12 protein-coding genes are annotated in these 16,009 nt (G+C 48.4%); 3 read left to right on the plus strand and 9 right to left on the minus strand.

Annotated features, from left to right (window positions below):
* Window positions 1-136 precede the first annotated feature (136 nt).
* Window positions 137-1,012 (minus strand): (2E,6E)-farnesyl diphosphate synthase, encoded by an 876-nt coding sequence (gene ispA, locus LMG33818_RS07615; protein WP_442322765.1) that lies wholly within the window; start codon window positions 1,010-1,012, stop codon window positions 137-139.
* A complete protein-coding gene (locus tag LMG33818_RS07620) occupies window positions 1,009-1,290 on the minus strand; it encodes an exodeoxyribonuclease VII small subunit (RefSeq protein WP_442322766.1) in 282 nt (93 codons plus the stop codon). The genes ispA and LMG33818_RS07620 overlap by 4 nt, the downstream gene beginning before the upstream one ends.
* Window positions 1,291-1,672: 382 nt before the next feature.
* Between LMG33818_RS07620 and serA the strand changes: the two genes are divergently transcribed.
* Window positions 1,673-2,923, plus strand: a complete 1,251-nt coding sequence (gene serA, locus LMG33818_RS07625; RefSeq protein WP_442322767.1) for a phosphoglycerate dehydrogenase — start codon at window positions 1,673-1,675, stop codon at window positions 2,921-2,923.
* 132 nt (window positions 2,924-3,055) lie between these two features.
* Here the strand turns inward: serA and LMG33818_RS07630 are convergent, their stop codons facing one another.
* Window positions 3,056-4,534 carry a sugar porter family MFS transporter gene (locus tag LMG33818_RS07630; protein ID WP_442322768.1) on the minus strand — a complete coding sequence of 493 codons (1,479 nt, stop codon included), beginning with the start codon at window positions 4,532-4,534 and terminating at the stop codon, window positions 3,056-3,058.
* A gap of 351 nt (window positions 4,535-4,885) precedes the next feature.
* On the opposite strand from LMG33818_RS07630, the gene LMG33818_RS07635 reads away from it, so the two are divergent.
* Window positions 4,886-5,761, plus strand: coding sequence for an NAD(P)-dependent oxidoreductase (locus LMG33818_RS07635; protein WP_442322769.1), 876 nt, complete (start codon window positions 4,886-4,888; stop codon window positions 5,759-5,761).
* A 1,212-nt stretch (window positions 5,762-6,973) separates the two neighbouring features.
* Here LMG33818_RS07635 and LMG33818_RS07640 read toward each other — a convergent pair.
* The 5 genes from LMG33818_RS07640 to gshB all read right to left on the minus strand — a co-directional run bounded on the left by LMG33818_RS07640 (window position 6,974) and on the right by gshB (window position 11,472).
* Entirely contained in the window at window positions 6,974-7,840 is an 867-nt protein-coding gene (locus LMG33818_RS07640; protein ID WP_442322770.1) for a DMT family transporter, read from the minus strand.
* Window positions 7,841-8,310: 470 nt separating this feature from the next.
* The gene (gene ruvX / locus LMG33818_RS07645; protein WP_442322861.1) at window positions 8,311-8,718 is read right to left on the minus strand and encodes a Holliday junction resolvase RuvX; all 408 of its coding nucleotides are present in this window, start codon (window positions 8,716-8,718) and stop codon (window positions 8,311-8,313) included.
* 88 nt (window positions 8,719-8,806) lie between these two features.
* On the minus strand, window positions 8,807-9,361 hold the full coding sequence (locus LMG33818_RS07650) for a YqgE/AlgH family protein (protein ID WP_442322771.1): 555 nt from the start codon (window positions 9,359-9,361) through the stop codon (window positions 8,807-8,809).
* Between the two features lie 85 nt (window positions 9,362-9,446).
* The gene (locus LMG33818_RS07655) at window positions 9,447-10,538 is read right to left on the minus strand and encodes a cell envelope integrity TolA family protein (RefSeq protein WP_442322772.1); all 1,092 of its coding nucleotides are present in this window, start codon (window positions 10,536-10,538) and stop codon (window positions 9,447-9,449) included.
* Window positions 10,519-11,472 carry a glutathione synthase gene (gene gshB / locus LMG33818_RS07660; RefSeq protein ID WP_442322773.1) on the minus strand — a complete coding sequence of 318 codons (954 nt, stop codon included), beginning with the start codon at window positions 11,470-11,472 and terminating at the stop codon, window positions 10,519-10,521. The genes LMG33818_RS07655 and gshB overlap by 20 nt, the downstream gene beginning before the upstream one ends.
* 290 nt (window positions 11,473-11,762) lie before the next feature.
* On the opposite strand from gshB, the gene LMG33818_RS07665 reads away from it, so the two are divergent.
* Window positions 11,763-14,039: a mechanosensitive ion channel family protein gene (locus tag LMG33818_RS07665; RefSeq protein WP_442322774.1), complete on the plus strand. Its 2,277-nt coding sequence runs from the start codon at window positions 11,763-11,765 to the stop codon at window positions 14,037-14,039.
* Between the two features lie 194 nt (window positions 14,040-14,233).
* Here LMG33818_RS07665 and poxB read toward each other — a convergent pair whose 3' ends face one another.
* Complete coding sequence (gene poxB / locus LMG33818_RS07670) at window positions 14,234-15,961, minus strand: ubiquinone-dependent pyruvate dehydrogenase (RefSeq protein ID WP_442322775.1); 1,728 nt, start codon at window positions 15,959-15,961, stop codon at window positions 14,234-14,236.
* Between the last annotated feature and the right edge of the window lie 48 nt (window positions 15,962-16,009).

Raw genomic sequence — 16,009 nt, forward strand, 5'->3', positions numbered from 1 at the left:
ATGTCCAGGAAAACACACGGGGGACGCTTCGCCTGCAGCAGGCATTATTTCACCCGAGTGTCTACTGGAGAACTGTGTAAGCCGTATTGGATAGATCAGATCCCCGGGCCAACAGATCAGGATGTCTGATGAAACATCAATGATCGCGGGCGATCATGAAACGGGCGAGCGTTACAAGAGGCTCTGCAGATTCACCCAAAGGCGCGAGAACATCGCAGGCTTCATCAATCAACTCATGCGCTCGATGGGAAGCCCCTTCCAATCCCAACAGTGCCGGATATGTAGGTTTGTCATGCTCCGCATCCGCGCCTTGAGTCTTCCCGATTACCGCCGTATCCCCGACGACATCCAGAACATCATCATGAATCTGAAATGCTAGCCCAATCGCCTCACTATAGGCACGTAACACGACGACGCGCTCATCGGTCCGGGGGTATTTAACCAACGCCGCCATCTCCACTGCCGCGCTGATCAATGCACCGGTTTTATGACGATGCACTTGAACGAGCGCATCAAGGTCGATCTTCTGCCCTACCGCGGCCAGATCCAATGCCTGCCCACCTACCATACCCGCAGCCCCGGAGGCTCGTGCCAAACAGGCTACCAACGCCACAGCATTATTTTCTCCGCTGGAAGCGAGCGTTTCGAATGCCAACGTCTGAAGTGCATCACCCGCCAAAATGGCTGTCGCTTCGTCATAAGCACAATGTACCGTTGGACGGCCACGACGTAGATCATCGTCGTCCATGGCGGGTAAATCATCATGTACCAGTGAATAGGCATGAATCATCTCTATCGCTGCCGCCGCTGCATCCAGGCGATCGTGCTCAATCCCCAGAACACTGCCAGTGGTATAGACCAGTGTCGGGCGCAGGCGCTTCCCACCCCCCAGAAGGGCGTAGTGCATTGCGGACTCGAGCCGAGGCGCCGGCCCCTTCCGTTCCAATAGAAGCTCATCCAGTACACGATCCACTCGTGCAACCGAATATTCAATCAACTCGCGAGCACTCATTCATTACCCTTATATGGTTGTTCTTCTGTGTGGCCGTCCTCTTTTTCCAGCAAGACCTTGACCCGAGACTCTGCTGAGTCCAGACGTTGGCGCGCTTCACGCGTCAAACGAACACCCTGTTCGAATGAGGCTAGCGATTCCTCCAGACCCAGCTCACCGCCCTCCAAACGCTCGACAATCGACTCAAGCTTCTGCAGCGTCTCGGCAAAGTCCTTGCTCGAAATATCCTGTTCTTCAGAATCAGCATTATCGGGTAGCGACACTGAATGGTCAGTCATCCAAAGTTCTCCCTGGCCTGGTCACCGCCAGCCAATACGTACCATTGTTAACCGCAACGGTTGAGGCAATAACATCACCAGGACGTGCTCATGGCAGCCAGTTACGGTTTCGTGAAATTAAACATGCTAAAAAGAATCGGATGGCACTGTCTTTTGGCTAGCCACCGATGTCCGTCAATTATGACATGCCTCATCGAGTAAAGGGCGAACACCGTTCCGAAAATTAACGTATAACCTTCATCCATTGTGAATGAACAGAATTCATCCTGTAGTTGAAGGATACGGACAGGCGAAGTTTCATCCTGTTGTGATAAAGTAATCCTACTTCTTTTACTCTACAGGGTGATTGAACTCCCTGTCAGCTTATGAGGTTAGTCGTACCATGGCAAAAACGTCGCTCGACAAAAGCAAGATCAAAATCCTTCTGCTTGAAGGAATACACCAGTCAGCAGTCGACAATCTGCATGCCGCCGGTTATAGCAATATCGAACGCCTTAAAACTTCCTTGTCGGAAGAAGACCTGATCGAGAAAATCAAGGATGTTCACTTTATCGGTATTCGCTCGCGCACACAGCTAACCGAGAAAGTCTTTCAGGCTGCCGAAAAGCTGACAGCAGTAGGCTGTTTCTGCATCGGTACCAATCAGGTAAACCTGCATGCTGCACTTGAGCGCGGTATTCCTGTTTTCAACGCACCGTATTCCAACACCCGTTCCGTCGCAGAGCTAATGATTGGCGAAATTATCATGCTCATGCGCCGCATTCCCGAAAAGAATGTGAAAGCCCACAAGGGTGGTTGGGCTAAAACAGCCGTAGGTGCCAATGAAATCCGTGGTAAAACATTGGGTATTATCGGCTACGGCAATATCGGTAAACAGCTTTCAGTACTGGCAGAAGGCCTGGGCATGAAAGTGATCTACCACGACGTGACGACCAAGCTGGATATGGGTAATGCTCACCAGGTTGGCTCTTTGGAAGAGTTGCTGTCACGTTCTGATATCGTCAGTTTGCACGTACCCCAACTGCCTTCTACCGAGTGGATGATTGGTGCGGATCAGATCGCGCTCATGAAGCCTAATGCTGTACTACTCAATGCCTCCCGTGGTAATGTCATTGTTATTGAAGACCTGGCAGATGCCATGCATAAAGGGCATTTACGCGGCGCAGCCATTGATGTCTTCCCGAAAGAACCCAAGGGAAATGATGATGAATTCGAGTCGCCCCTGCGTGATCTCGACAATGTCATTCTGACACCTCATATCGGCGGGTCCACGGAAGAGGCGCAGGAAAATATCGGTGTAGAGGTCTCCGACAAACTGGTCACCTACTCCGATAACGGAACTACAATCACGTCAGTCAACTTCCCTGAAGTGGCGCTGCCTGCACACCCGAACAAACACCGGTTGCTGCATATTCACAAGAACGTACCGGGCGTTATGTCTGAAATCAACCGCGTACTAAGCGAAAACGACATCAACATTTCAAGCCAGTATCTGCAAACCAACGTGGATGTAGGTTATGTTGTTATTGATGTTGACAAGGCATATGGCAAGGAAGCACTCCATGCATTGCAGGGGGTTTCCAATACCTTACGTGTCCGTGTACTTTACTCCGACATTGATTATGACGAGTAATTATCCGGTGTGAATCGGCTGTCGTTATACATGCCTCAATAAAAACAGGGCCCGGGAACAACTCCCGGGCCCTGTTTTTTCTTGCATCAAAAGCGAACGTAACAGCGTTGCACCATACCCATCCGTTGCTGTCTAGTCAGCGTGATGATGTTTCCGTTCATCGATCTGGAAGCGGCTGAAGTTCCCATCCTTGAGATCTTTTTCAATCTGCTCAAGGCTTTTGCCCTTGGTTTCAGGGACGAAGAAATAAATAAAGACGAAGCCCAGAATGTTCAATACAGCATAGAACCACATGGCACCGCCTATCGTCAGCAAGGATACCATCGAGAGCGCCGTTCCCGTCAGAAACAGGTTGGAACCCCACAACACTGCTGCATGCAAACTGCTCGCCTTTTCACGAATGGCCGTGGGATACACCTCGGCACCCACAAGCCAGCCGATTACCTGAATACCACCAGAGTTGAATGTCATGAAGGCAAAAAGGCAAACAACGATCAGCCACGCTGCATTGGGTCCATTGGCACCAAATACCCAAATACCTCCCAACAGAAGCAGTGAGATAATCGCACCAGGCAACATGACCAAAGCCAAACGGCGGCGCCCAACGTGGTCCACCATCGTTTTACCCGCAATAGTCATGACCAGATAGATAACGGCGACACCCAATGCAGAATAAAGTGCAGCCTTGTGGCTAAACCCGGCATCGGACAGGAAGGTCGGAGTGTAGTAGATCATCATTTCGATCCCCGACAGCTGTGTGAATGCCGCTACACCAAGCCCTGCAATCAAGGCAGGACGTAACCAGGGTTTGCGCAGCTCCGACCATCCAGCACGCTGTGCCTTTGAGGACGCTTTACGGTTTTCCTGAATGGCGCGTATTTCCCGCATCACTTCACGATTGGTTTCACGCACCATACCCAGAGACTGACGCGCTTCTTTCAGACGCTTCTGCCCCACCAGCCAACGCGGGCTTTCCGGCAGCTTGAACATCCCGAGTGCCAACACCAGGGCAGGGATACCCGCGACCATGATCATGGTCCGCCAGCTCCAAACATCCTGCAGGAAAGCACCTACTAGCCCAGCCCCCAAAATGCCAACACCGATGGAGATATTGAAATAGGTCACCAGACTCCCTCGTTTCGAGGGGGGCGCCAATTCAGCAATGTAGACCGGCACTATCTGCGAAGCCCCTCCAACAGCGGCACCCAGGACCAGGCGGGACAGACCCAGCAATGTAGCCGACGTTGAAAATCCACAGCACAGCACACCCACAATGAAGAGAAAAGCCACACTCATGATGGTATAGCGCCGACCAATCACGGCCGCCAGTTTACCTGTAGACAAGGCACCTACCACCGCCCCCACCAGAATCGCGCTGGTGACCAGTTCCTGACTCGTATGCGTCAGATGGAATTCATTGGATATTTGTAGCAAGGCACCCGAAATAATTCCGGTATCATATCCGTAGAGAAATCCTGCGATGGCTGCGATCCCTGCTGTGCTTAGCAAATAGACTTCAGCACTTAGGCCGCTCTCATCCCGTTCCGGACGATCATCGGGCTTCTTTTCCTCTACAGCGCCTGCGGATGCATTCTTGTAGTCATCACTCACAGCTCACCCCATAATATTTTTTTATAAAACGATAATACCTATATAACATTATATACATACCTTTGCTAATTTAAGCATCCGACTACCTCTCTTCTCCCCAAAACGCCCTATTGAATTACAGCAGGTTATATTTCCTTGTACAGCATCTATATGGAGAGAGAAATCATTCCCTACAAAGACACGCGAGGATTGGCTCCACAAGGCCAACCATCAAATTAATACTTCCATAATAAAAGTATATTGGTATAGCCTGTTATGGCTTAATTATTATAAACCTGCGCGCCTGTTTTCATTGTCCTTACTGCTGGCGGGCACTAAAGCTTACTTTTCCATCTTTTTCTGGAGGTTCCAATGAGCAACAAACCTGAAGTCGCAGTCATCGGGCTAGGCACTATGGGCCATCCTTTCGCCGCCAACCTGCTTAAGGCGGGCTTTAACGTACATGTATGGAATAGAAGCCCCGGGAAAGATGAAGATCTTGTCGCCGCCGGCGCCAAACGTGGAGCAAGTGCTGCCGACGCGGCCCGCCATGCCGATGTAGTTATCAGTATGCTCCCAACGCCCAGGGTGACTGAACAGGTTCTATTCGATGAGGGTGTACTGGCGGCCCTTAAAGAAGAGAGCGTATTGGCACAAATGGGCACAATTGGCGTTGATGCTACGCTAAAACTGGCTAAACGTAGTGAAGACGAATTTCCCAATGTTATCTGGATTGATGCTCCCGTTTCCGGCAGCAAGAAACCTGCTGAAGACGCGACACTGTTGGTGCTTGCCAGTGGTGACGAGAAACGTGCGAGCAACAAGGTACAGCCTGTTTTCGATGCTATCGGCAAGGGTACTCGCTGGCTTGGAGATATTGGCGCAGGCAGTCGCATGAAACTGGTAGTCAATGCCTGGTTGGTCATGTTAATGCAAGGGACGACAGAAACTGCCCTTCTCGCGCAGGAGCTGGGCTTCACAACCGATGATCTGTGGAGTGTCCTTGATGGTGGCCCCCTCGCAGCTCCCTACATGAAGCCAAAGCTGGCCAAAATCGAGAACAATGACTTTTCGACAGAAATGGCGCTTGAATGGGGTCTTAAAGATGCTCTTCTAGCGCTGGATGCAGGCAAAAAGGATACTCTTCCAACACTCAACGAAGTTGCAAAAGTCTGGAAAGAAGCATCTGATTCAGGGCTGGCGAAAGAAGATATCAGCAGTGTGTCCGAGTTTCTACGGAAACAGTGATCTCCATCCTTTCCTATCGCTAATCGACACTCTTTGCATCCAATACTCGTGCAAGGTGTTTTGGAAGCAGCGCGTGAAATGCGCTGCTTTTTTTAAATGCAGCGTTAGCAAATACACTTTTGATTTAACCCGTGATGGGCTAGGGGCCTATACCTTTATCCTGATTTGACGCATATCGACTACCTGCGTTGCCTTTTCCTGCTTTCTATACTTGCTTTCCTATATACCTACTTCCCCTTCTTGTTCGTCTGTTGGTGAACTCTTGTAAGCGCTCGCCTCTACCTGAATCGTTGATCACCACAGCACCCCACTCTGATAGAGCGATATAGCCACTTCCGCGGATAGTGCGTGGCTTTACTCTGGATGAAGCACCGATAAAGAGCGAATGGGGGAGAGACAGGCATCGCTCTCAGCTTCCCTGGATAGCCGACAGGACCCCAGGATACGGGAGATACACATGTCATTCATAATAAAAATGATAAAACAACATAAAATTACGTAATTTAAAATAACTTATTAAAAAGTTAAATAAATTCTGTATATATTTTGATCGAAAATATGATTTAAAAGCACTACGAAGCTTTAAAATTTGACTACTTTTTGATCTATTCCGTGATCTTTTTTGTTATAACCAATACACAGGAAAATGATCCAATATTCACAAGTATAGAACCGAAAAGTCACTATTATGCGTTCAAAAAATGCGATCCTGTTATTTTGACATCCAAAACTCTATATCAACGAAGGTAACAGCCATCTGAATCAATATGTCATTTGATTAAATTATAGTCAACTACAATAATTTTATCCTCACTTTATTTTTTACCATGAATCGTTATTCTGTAAAAATTAAAAAATGTCATTATGTAATAGTGCATTTTTTGTTCGAATAATCCTTTGAGATATATACGCGCATCTGTCCGAAGCCGATTAAGTGAGGGAGCCCTTTTCAGCAGGGATCAATCAAGACGTCGACAGACTCCAAACAGGAATGGATATCCTTGCAGAAAGAGCACGTTGGATAGGGAAGAGGAAGTGGACAGGAGGCAAGGAAATGGTCGAATAACAAAGCAGAGAGGGAAATTACTCGATGGGTAGAGAACACTTCGAATGAATCATATAGCACAATGCTATCAATAACATACATCTAATAGCCATAGATGATTTTATCATTAACCATCTATGGCAGAGGCGTTAGTGATACCTTATTTACTAGTATTCGGTGGCTGCTGTCGGCCTCCTAAACACGATTGCCATTCCCAAAAGGATACCTGCCAACCCGAGACACCCCATACCGGAAAGCGCGTGTCCAAAAATAAAGTAATCCAATAAGGCCGTTACGATAGGCACCAGGTAGAAAAGACTCGTGACATTCACAACGTTGCCACCTTGAATCATTCGGTAGAACAATAATTGTGCCAGCACGGAAATGACCACACCTAAAAACAGTAACGAGACAAGAAAACCGGGCGAAAGCCTCAGGTATACAGGCTGGCAAGGCAATATAAACAAGTAAAAGGCTATACCAACAAGGTATTGAAGCGGCATAACCTCCAGAGGCTTCGCTCTAACACGTTTTTGTACCAATGCCCCAAACGTCATGCTGCAAAGAGCGATAAGCGAAAAAATCAATCCCATCATGGGCAAATGAATATTCTCACTACCATCCAAAACGACACTGGCCAGCCCCAATAGCGCAACTCCAAGCCCAATCAGCCTTGAAATAGAATGTGAGCGCTCACTTATTACGAAAGTAAGTATCGGTTGAGCCCCTAATACAGTAGCAAGTACCCCCGGCGTGATACCTTCGTACATAGCCATGAAGTAGCAAAACGAGTAAACACCAACGAGAAGGAAACCACTTGTTATAACAGTACCAATCGTCTCTTTTTGAGGCAAAAAGCATCTGTTTTTTGCACAAAACGGTAAAATGGCAATAAAAGCTATCGAGTAGCGTAATAACAGAAGCAAAATGGGTGATGCATCTTCTACTCCCCACTGAGTAAAGATACCTGCTGATCCCCAAAGAAAAACGAACCCCACGACACCACAAGCAGCCACAATACGTGAATTTTTCATGTATATATCCACCATACTGACATAAATCTACGGTATGCCATGAATCAGGCATCGAGAGGATATGCATCAACTACGCGGTGCATATGCTGTCAAACAACCTATAAATGGCAATGATTAATAGAAGTGAATTGGAAAGTGCAATCCATAGCAGCAGCGATAAAATTCAGCTGATGCTATCCGCTCCAATGGGTGGGGGTGGAGGTGGTGGGGCTACAATGGACAAAACGGAGAGTGTTTGCGCATGCAAGGCTACGTCGGCACAAGCAACCGATATGAAGCCTGAATAGGTGAAAGCGATGCGCGGCATGAAAGATTAAACCCGTCCAATTATTTTAGAAGAGACATTATTAATATAACGATAAACACAAACTTGGCAATACCAGGTACAAAATAACGAAGAAATGCGTATGAATGTGGGATTATGAGCCGCCTGAAGACTTCACATGAGAAAACTTTTCTTCTGCTTATCCCTATACAGGAGGGGCCTGAAAAAAAGCCTTGAGTATCAGCTCAGCAGCGATCCCATCCACGCCATCCTCGCGATAGCTCCCCGCTTTGCGGCCTCGTTCCCTTGCGATTTTTTTGGCCTCACGCGTAGACCCACGTTCGTCAACCATCTCTATAGGGCGTGCATAGCGGCCATATAGCCGATTACCAAACTTTCTGGCGCGGCGGCTCATTTCCGACTCTGAGTCATCCATGTTTAAAGGCAATCCCACAACAAAAAGATCAGGACGCCATTCAAGCACCAAATCCGTCACTTTGCTCCAATCCGGCTGGCCGTCACGAGCAGTCAGGGGAGGTAATGGTGTACAGCTACCCAGCATTTCCTGCCCAACAGCAACACCAATACGTCGGGAACCAAAATCGAACGCCATTACCAGACGTTGCCCAGGCTCTTTCTGTGGACGATCAGAGCGAATACGGGCAATACGCAGCTCTTCATGAGAGGTAGTCTCCGCATTACTAGCCATGTCCCAGTGCTCCCATCAGCTCCAGGTCAATACCCAGATGAGCGACCGCCGCTTTACGGCGTTCGTCAACTGGGACGTCAAACAGGATAGGCTCATGAGATTCAACGGTCAGCCAGTCATTGGTCTTGAGCTCTTCAGTAAGTTGAGCAATAGTCCAGCCCGCACACCCCAACGCCACCAAAAAATGCTCCGGCCCTTTTCCTTTGGCAATGGATTTGAGGATATCCATTGAGCTGGTCAGTTTTAGAGAATCTGAAATCTGCATGCTCGAATCCCATGACTGGCCATCATCAACATGAAGAATGAACCCTCGATCAGAATGGACAGGGCCACCAAACATGACTGGTTGGTGCTCTATTTGGTCATCTTCAACAACGATATCCAATTGTTGAAAGAGGTCACCCAATGTCATCGAAAGAGGGCGATTAATAATCAACCCCAGAGCCCCCTGAGGGTCCATGTCACACAAATACACCACAGAGCGAGAGAAGTTGTCATCTTCCATCGCAGGCAATGCAATCATGAGATGGTTACGCAAACCTAGCATTACAGATATTTTTCCCAGCGGTGAATAAATCAGGCATGATGCCCGTGTGCAAGGATACGCGATTTTTTTCCGCAGTCGATAATGTTTACTGAAAACGGAAAGCCGAGCCTTCCCCAAAGAGCCAACCGCGTGAAAAGCTTAATTGAGGAATATTACCCATGGCGGGATCAAAGGGTCGATAGGGTCCCGCCTGATACAGCGTTCGTACCGCCAATCGATCCAAGTGATCATAGCCGGTAGATTTTGAAATCATGACTCTAAGTAAGTGCCCACTTCTACTAACTGTTATGTATAGCGTCATTTGAGCATTGGCAACATGCTCAGCTCCAAGGTTCACATCGATATAGGTTTGGACTGCCCTTGTAAAATCGGCAATATAACGATCAATGGCATTTCGTTGGCTATTGGTTGATGGTTCTTGAGCAAAGCGCTGTGCAGCCTCCTGCCAGCCATTTGAGGTGGCCGATGAAACAACCTGTTGGATCAGATTTTGTGCTGAAGGCAGTCGTTGCGCTGTAGAGCGCTGAGTTCTATCGCCATGAATAGCAGAGTGACCTCTGGAGGCATGGATTGGCGAAGGATGCAACGCCCGCCCTTGATGCTGCCGTGATAAATGGCGCTGGGCTATAGGTCTTTCTTTCGAATGCATAGTCTTGCCTGTGGAAGCAGCTGTCCCCTTATGTACATTTGAAAAATGACGCCTTGATTTGGGCACAACTCCCAACCTGGAAGTTGCATGGGGAGTTACCATAGGCGTTTGACCATGAGAGGCTATAGAAGAACTAGCCATCGGGGGCGAGGCAACGAATGCTTTGGATGTCTGCCTCACATGGCCATGGCCCATAGCACCTGAGTCAGACACTAACGAGACCTGATACACCTTTTTTCCCTGTTGAGCAGAAACATTATGGGCCTTGTGTGGCGTGTGAAGTAGACACCAGAACAAAACCAAATGGGCAAGAACAACGATCAGGATAATAAGAATATCGTTGTAACGTGAGCACTTACTATCGCTAAAATCATTGCCATATAGCTCCTTATCCATCAGGACAGACGCATTTATTACGGGCTCTTCAGCGATGTTGATCACTCCGGTTGGAATAACCAACGCTTCGCTCTCTGGTGGCTGAGGCACCAGATGCACGAGCCGTGATGGTTCAGCTGAGGCGCTGTTCAATCGCATCCATCAATTGCCCTGCTATATTTGTTCCTTTCTGATCGTCAATCTCACGGATACAGGTGGGACTGGTAACATTGATTTCGGTGATATAGTCGCCGATAACATCCAAGCCAACAAAGATCAGCGACTGTTCCTTGATCGAGGCCTTGACCTGCTCGACAAGCCATAAGTCTCTCTCTGTCAACTCACGGGCAACACCACGACCGCCAGCAGCCAAATTCCCCCGTACCTCACCATCGCCAGGTATACGTGCCAAACCATACGCCACCGGCTCACCTTCAATAAGTAAAATACGGGTATCACCCGCGCTGATTTCCGGCAGATAACGCTGGGCCATGATCTGGCGCTGCCCTCGCAATGTCAGTTGCTCAATGACAGACCCCAGATTCAATCCATCTTCTTTCACACGAAAAATGCCCGTCCCCCCCATACCATCCAATGGTTTAAGAATGATATCGCCGTGTGTTGCATGAAAATTACGGATAACAGTTGGGTTTGTGGTCACTATGCTGGGAGGAAGACATTGGGGAAAGCACTGGGCGTAGAGTTTCTCGTTACATTCACGCAACGCTTTGGTCGGGTTAACAACCAACACGCCCTCCCGTTCAGCGAACCCCAGTAAATGGGTTGCATCCAGAAACTCTTGATCCACAGGAGGGTCCTTGCGCATCAGGATCACATCCAGATCCGCAAGAGGACGTGCTGTCTGCTCACCCAAACGATAGAAATGGTCAGGATCACGAAATACATCAAGCGGTGACATGAGTCCATATACACGCCCGTTATCCAGGAAGATATCCGGCTGTTCAAGATAGAAAAGCTCCCAACCCCGGTCCTTGGCAGCCCATAGCATTGCCAATGTGGAATCTTTTTTGTAGGAGATCCCATCAATGGGGTCCATTACTACCCCTACCTTGATTTGTTTTGTCATGTATCTCTCAAACCTTTTATATTAAAACTGCGCTCGGCAATGATAGTAAACACTTACTTCCGAAGCCATTTAAATCGAATGTCTGCCAGTATGAAACATAGTCATGATTTCAGCCAATACTCTGTGCCCCGTGTAAAGGGATAATGATCCAACATTTGAACAGTCATTAGGGTACCCTAGGCATTAATAATGATGATTCACATGTATCCCACGATGCTTACGAGGTAATGATGCATCCAAAAGTAATGTTTTCCTGGATATCACGCGTTTGCTACGGGCTCATTTTGTTAATGCTTCTGAGTTCGTCAGCATTTGCTGCAGGTGATACCACCGCCTCCACAACGGATAGCAATGCTTTGTCTCAGCTACTCAAGGTATTGCAAAATGATCAGCAGCGCACTGAGCTTATTCATGCGCTGGAGCAGGCTCAGCATACTTCAGCTTCGAAATCAGGCAGTAGTGCAACGTCATCCCTGCCCAAGGCCGCCAGTAGTTCGGCAGAGAGCAGTTCAAGCAAAAGTACCGATGATCAGGATACCGTTGTAGATGGCGGTATACTAGGCGCCTTAAGCTCAAGCCTGAGTGATGTTCAGGACGAACTAAGCCCTAACAATAAGTTTATTCAGGCATGGAAGAATGGCCTGGATATAGCCAACAGAGATTGGCACAGGTTTGAGCACCGTATTGAGGCCAATCATGAAGTGGTGACGAGCCATTTTCTTAAGTCATTGGGAATTTGGCTAGGCGTTGCCGCATTGTCTTTGGCGATAGGCTATTGCCTGAGAATGGGCCTTGGAAAAATCAAACGCCTTTCCGAGCATCCCAAACTGTCTCATCTTGTACGGCATTGGGTCTCTATCCCGATTCCTACCATTATAGCGGCGGCTGTCTCGTGGTATCTGACACTCGGCTATGGCATCCACGATATCGGTCGACTGCTGGGATTGTGTCTTGGGTTCGCGCTTGTCGGCGGATGTTTGTTTGCCTCTTTGCTTACCTCTCTCGCCATTTTAGTCAACGGGCGTCACCGCCGAGTCGCAGCCCGTATCCTAATCAGAAAAGGGTATATCCCCTGCACACTGGTGGCTTCCTGCGCGGGTTTGGGAGAAAGTCTGACACACTCACCTCTTACACCCATACTCGGGCATGCCCTCACATTGCTGTTTAGCTTCATCCTCAGCATGATCTCCTGCATTGCGGTCATACCACTGACCTTTGTTTATCGTCGGGCGATCAACCAAATGCTGTTTAATCGCAGCCTGAGCTTCCGTCGTAAACGGACAAAGGGCATGCAGCGTACTCTCAAGGTATTCAAGTGGCTATGGCCAGCATGTATTGTCATCATGAGTCTGGTGGGCATGTATCAGTTAATACATGGCTCGATCACTAACAACAATGTGATTACCCACATGATCCTGACAATGTTCATCATCATTGTGGGACTATTGATTGCCACCTTATGTCGGCAGTTCCTGGTACCCGATAACACGGCCGTACAAAGGGACCTTATCTCTCGCTTTCGACAAATTATAAGTTATGTCATTGGCCTTGTACTATTCGTGGTTTTTTTCGAATTTATCACCTTGATTTGGGGCGGTTCTTTCTTCGAGTACATTGAGTCATCCACTATCGGCCGCCTGTTTGCGCACGCATTTTTCAGCATTGCTGGAATGCTGATTGTCGCGCTGGCTATCTGGGTCGCATTGGATGTGCTGATTGACAATCTATTGGATAAGGATACCGGCGATAGCGCTCGTAACATTCGTATTCGAACGATACTTCCCTTGCTTCGCAATGCTGCCAAAATTATTTTGTGCGTCATAGCCATTATCACCATTTTGGCCAATATCGGAATTAATATTGCGCCGCTGATCGCTGGGGCGGGAGTGATCGGCCTGGCAATTGGTTTCGGTTCCCAACAGCTGGTACACGATGTGATAACGGGCGTCTTCAACATTCTGGAAAACACCATGTCGATTGGTGACTACATCACCGTAAATGGCGTCACAGGTACCATTGAGGGCATGAGTATTCGAACTGTCCGACTGAGGGATACCAACGGCGCACTTATCTCAATCCCTTTCAGCCAGGTAAATACAGTACGCAACCTGTCGAGAAAATTTGCTTATGCCAGTACGACCGTCAACTTCACACTGGATAGTAATGTCGATCACATGCTTGCGATATTCGCCGAAACCGCCGACGAAATTGCCAGGGATCTCTCGACCAGCCAGTATATTTTAGGGCCCTTCATCAATTATGGCCTTGAGCAGGTCTCTCAGAATGGCTACACCGTCGGCGGCAAATTCCGTGCTACTACAGGCGGCTATAGCACCGTGCAATATGCCTTCGCGACATTGCTGGCACGCAAGGTCGAGCAAGCGGATGATGTTTCGTTCTCTCGTACCTATGAAGGCGGTAAAGAGGCACGTATTGCGGTCCACTATTCTTCCCAAAAGAAGGAAGATAAAGACGCTGTATCCTCAGATTCGGCTGAGCAATCAGAAGATAGCAATAAGGGTAGCGATGATCCTCATCAGTCCGATACTTCAGATGATATAAAGTAATCAAGTGACTCGAATGGATTGAACCACGGCCTTCCGAATAATTTCCTTTGATAACAGGCGTTTCGAGAATGCTTTAAAAAAGGATTTGGAAAAGAAGATAACGGTTTCAATAAAAAACGGGATCAGCCCTTATGGGCTGCTCCCGTTTATTTTGGATAAACTATCCAATTTACGCTGCTGCTATACAGCCAACCTTACGAACGCAGGAAGGGGATATTATCTTTCGCCAAATCAATCAGCTCATCTCCCCGACCAGACATGACGGCTCGTAACATATAAAGGCTAAAGCCCTTAACCTGCTCCTTACCGATACGGGGAGGGAGTGACAACTCCTGGGAAGCTGTACGTACGTCAACAATCACAGGGCCATCATGATTGAATGCCTCGGCCAATGCTTCATCCAATTGGCTGGCATCATCCACACGAATACCCTTCACTCCCAAGGCATTGGCCATGTCTGCATAATTGATCGAATCAAATTTTGTCGTGTCATCGACAAATCCGGCTGCTTTCATCTCCATTGCTACAAAGCCAAGCAATGAATTATTGAAAACAACAACCTTCACAGGAAGTTTTCTCTCCCTCAGCGTAATGACATCCCCCATGAGCATACTCAAACCACCATCGCCCGAAAGTGAGATAACTTGACGCTCAGGATCAGCAGCCTGGATACCCAACGCCATAGGCAGGGCAATCGCCATGGAACCATGCGTGAATGAGCCCGACAAATGGCGCTTCCCATTCAAATGAAGATAACGGGCAGCCCAAACCGTTGGTTCACCTACATCACACGTGAAGGCAGCGTCATCATTCGCCAACGCACTGATACGAGAAGCGATATGCTGCGGGTGGAGAGGATTTCCCGGCTTGGCAGGAACCGCCAGATCGTCCAGTCCTTCTCTTGCTTTTTTGTAGTGCTCTTTAGCCTTGTCCAGAAAGCGACTATTGTCTTTCTTCGTTAGCTTCGGCAGCAACGCCTGTATGGTGGCCTTGATGTCTCCTACCAGCCCCCACTTCAAGGGGCAACGACGCCCCAAATGGTGGGCACGGATATCTATCTGGATAATGTTGGCATGCTCCGGATAAAAGTTCCTGTAAGGGAAATTGGAGCCCAGAATAATCAGGCAATCACACTCTTTTAACGTCTTGTAACCGGACGAAAAGCCGATCAAACCGGTCATGCCTACGTCAAAGGGATTATCATATTCAACCGCATTTTTCCCTCTGAGCGCGTGTACAATGGGGGCCTGCAAGGTGTCAGCCAGAGCGACAACTTCATCATGCGCGCCCATACAACCATAGCCGCACAAGAAAGCGATATTTTTCTGACCATCCAGATATTTTGCCAATTCATCCAGTTTGTCTTCAGGTGGAGTAACTACCGGCAGTATGGGAGTACTCCACTGCGGTTTTGACAAGGGGGATTCAGAGAGAGCTATATCACCCGGTATGACGAGAACAGACACAGAGCGATTCAAAATGGCACTACGCATCGCGGTTTCAAGCAAACGCGGTAATTGGCCCGGTTGACTGACCAGTTTACAGAAGTCACTGCAAGACTCATACAACGACTCCGGATGCGTTTCCTGGAAATAACCCAGTCCGAGCTCACTGGAAGGAATCTGCGCAGCGATCGCCAACATGGGTACTTTGGAGCGCTGAGCTTCAAACAAACCATTAATCAGGTGAAGGTTTCCGGGGCCACAGGAGCCCGCGCAGACCGACAATTCACCGGTCACATCGGCTTCTGCCGTTGCAGCCAACGCTGCCACCTCTTCGTGCCGAACACCTACCCATTCGATATGCTCATTGGTTCTTATACTTTCAGTGATACCATTCAAGGAATCGCCGGGTAAGCCCCAAATACGTTTTACGCCTGCTTGTACTAGCGTATCGATCAATAAATCAGCAACCTTCGCCATGTAACCTCCGTTTACCATTGATATTTGTTACTGTATTCACAGTAACTC

It is taken from the genome of Cernens ardua (genome assembly GCF_051251085.1).
GTDB classification, from domain to species: Bacteria; Pseudomonadota; Gammaproteobacteria; order Pseudomonadales; family Halomonadaceae; genus Cernens; species Cernens ardua.

Coding starts and splice junctions, on each gene's coding strand:
- serA (WP_442322767.1), top strand. CDS start 1,673: ATGGCAAAAACGTCGCTCGACAAAAGCAAGATCAAAATCCTTCTGCTT.
- ruvX (WP_442322861.1), bottom strand. CDS start 8,718: ATGGCGTTCGATTTTGGTTCCCGACGTATTGGTGTTGCTGTTGGGCAG.
- LMG33818_RS07620 (WP_442322766.1), bottom strand. CDS start 1,290: ATGACTGACCATTCAGTGTCGCTACCCGATAATGCTGATTCTGAAGAA.
- LMG33818_RS07650 (WP_442322771.1), bottom strand. CDS start 9,361: ATGCTAGGTTTGCGTAACCATCTCATGATTGCATTGCCTGCGATGGAA.
- LMG33818_RS07665 (WP_442322774.1), top strand. CDS start 11,763: ATGCTTCTGAGTTCGTCAGCATTTGCTGCAGGTGATACCACCGCCTCC.
- ispA (WP_442322765.1), bottom strand. CDS start 1,012: ATGAGTGCTCGCGAGTTGATTGAATATTCGGTTGCACGAGTGGATCGT.
- LMG33818_RS07640 (WP_442322770.1), bottom strand. CDS start 7,840: ATGAAAAATTCACGTATTGTGGCTGCTTGTGGTGTCGTGGGGTTCGTT.
- poxB (WP_442322775.1), bottom strand. CDS start 15,961: ATGGCGAAGGTTGCTGATTTATTGATCGATACGCTAGTACAAGCAGGC.
- LMG33818_RS07635 (WP_442322769.1), top strand. CDS start 4,886: ATGAGCAACAAACCTGAAGTCGCAGTCATCGGGCTAGGCACTATGGGC.
- gshB (WP_442322773.1), bottom strand. CDS start 11,472: ATGACAAAACAAATCAAGGTAGGGGTAGTAATGGACCCCATTGATGGG.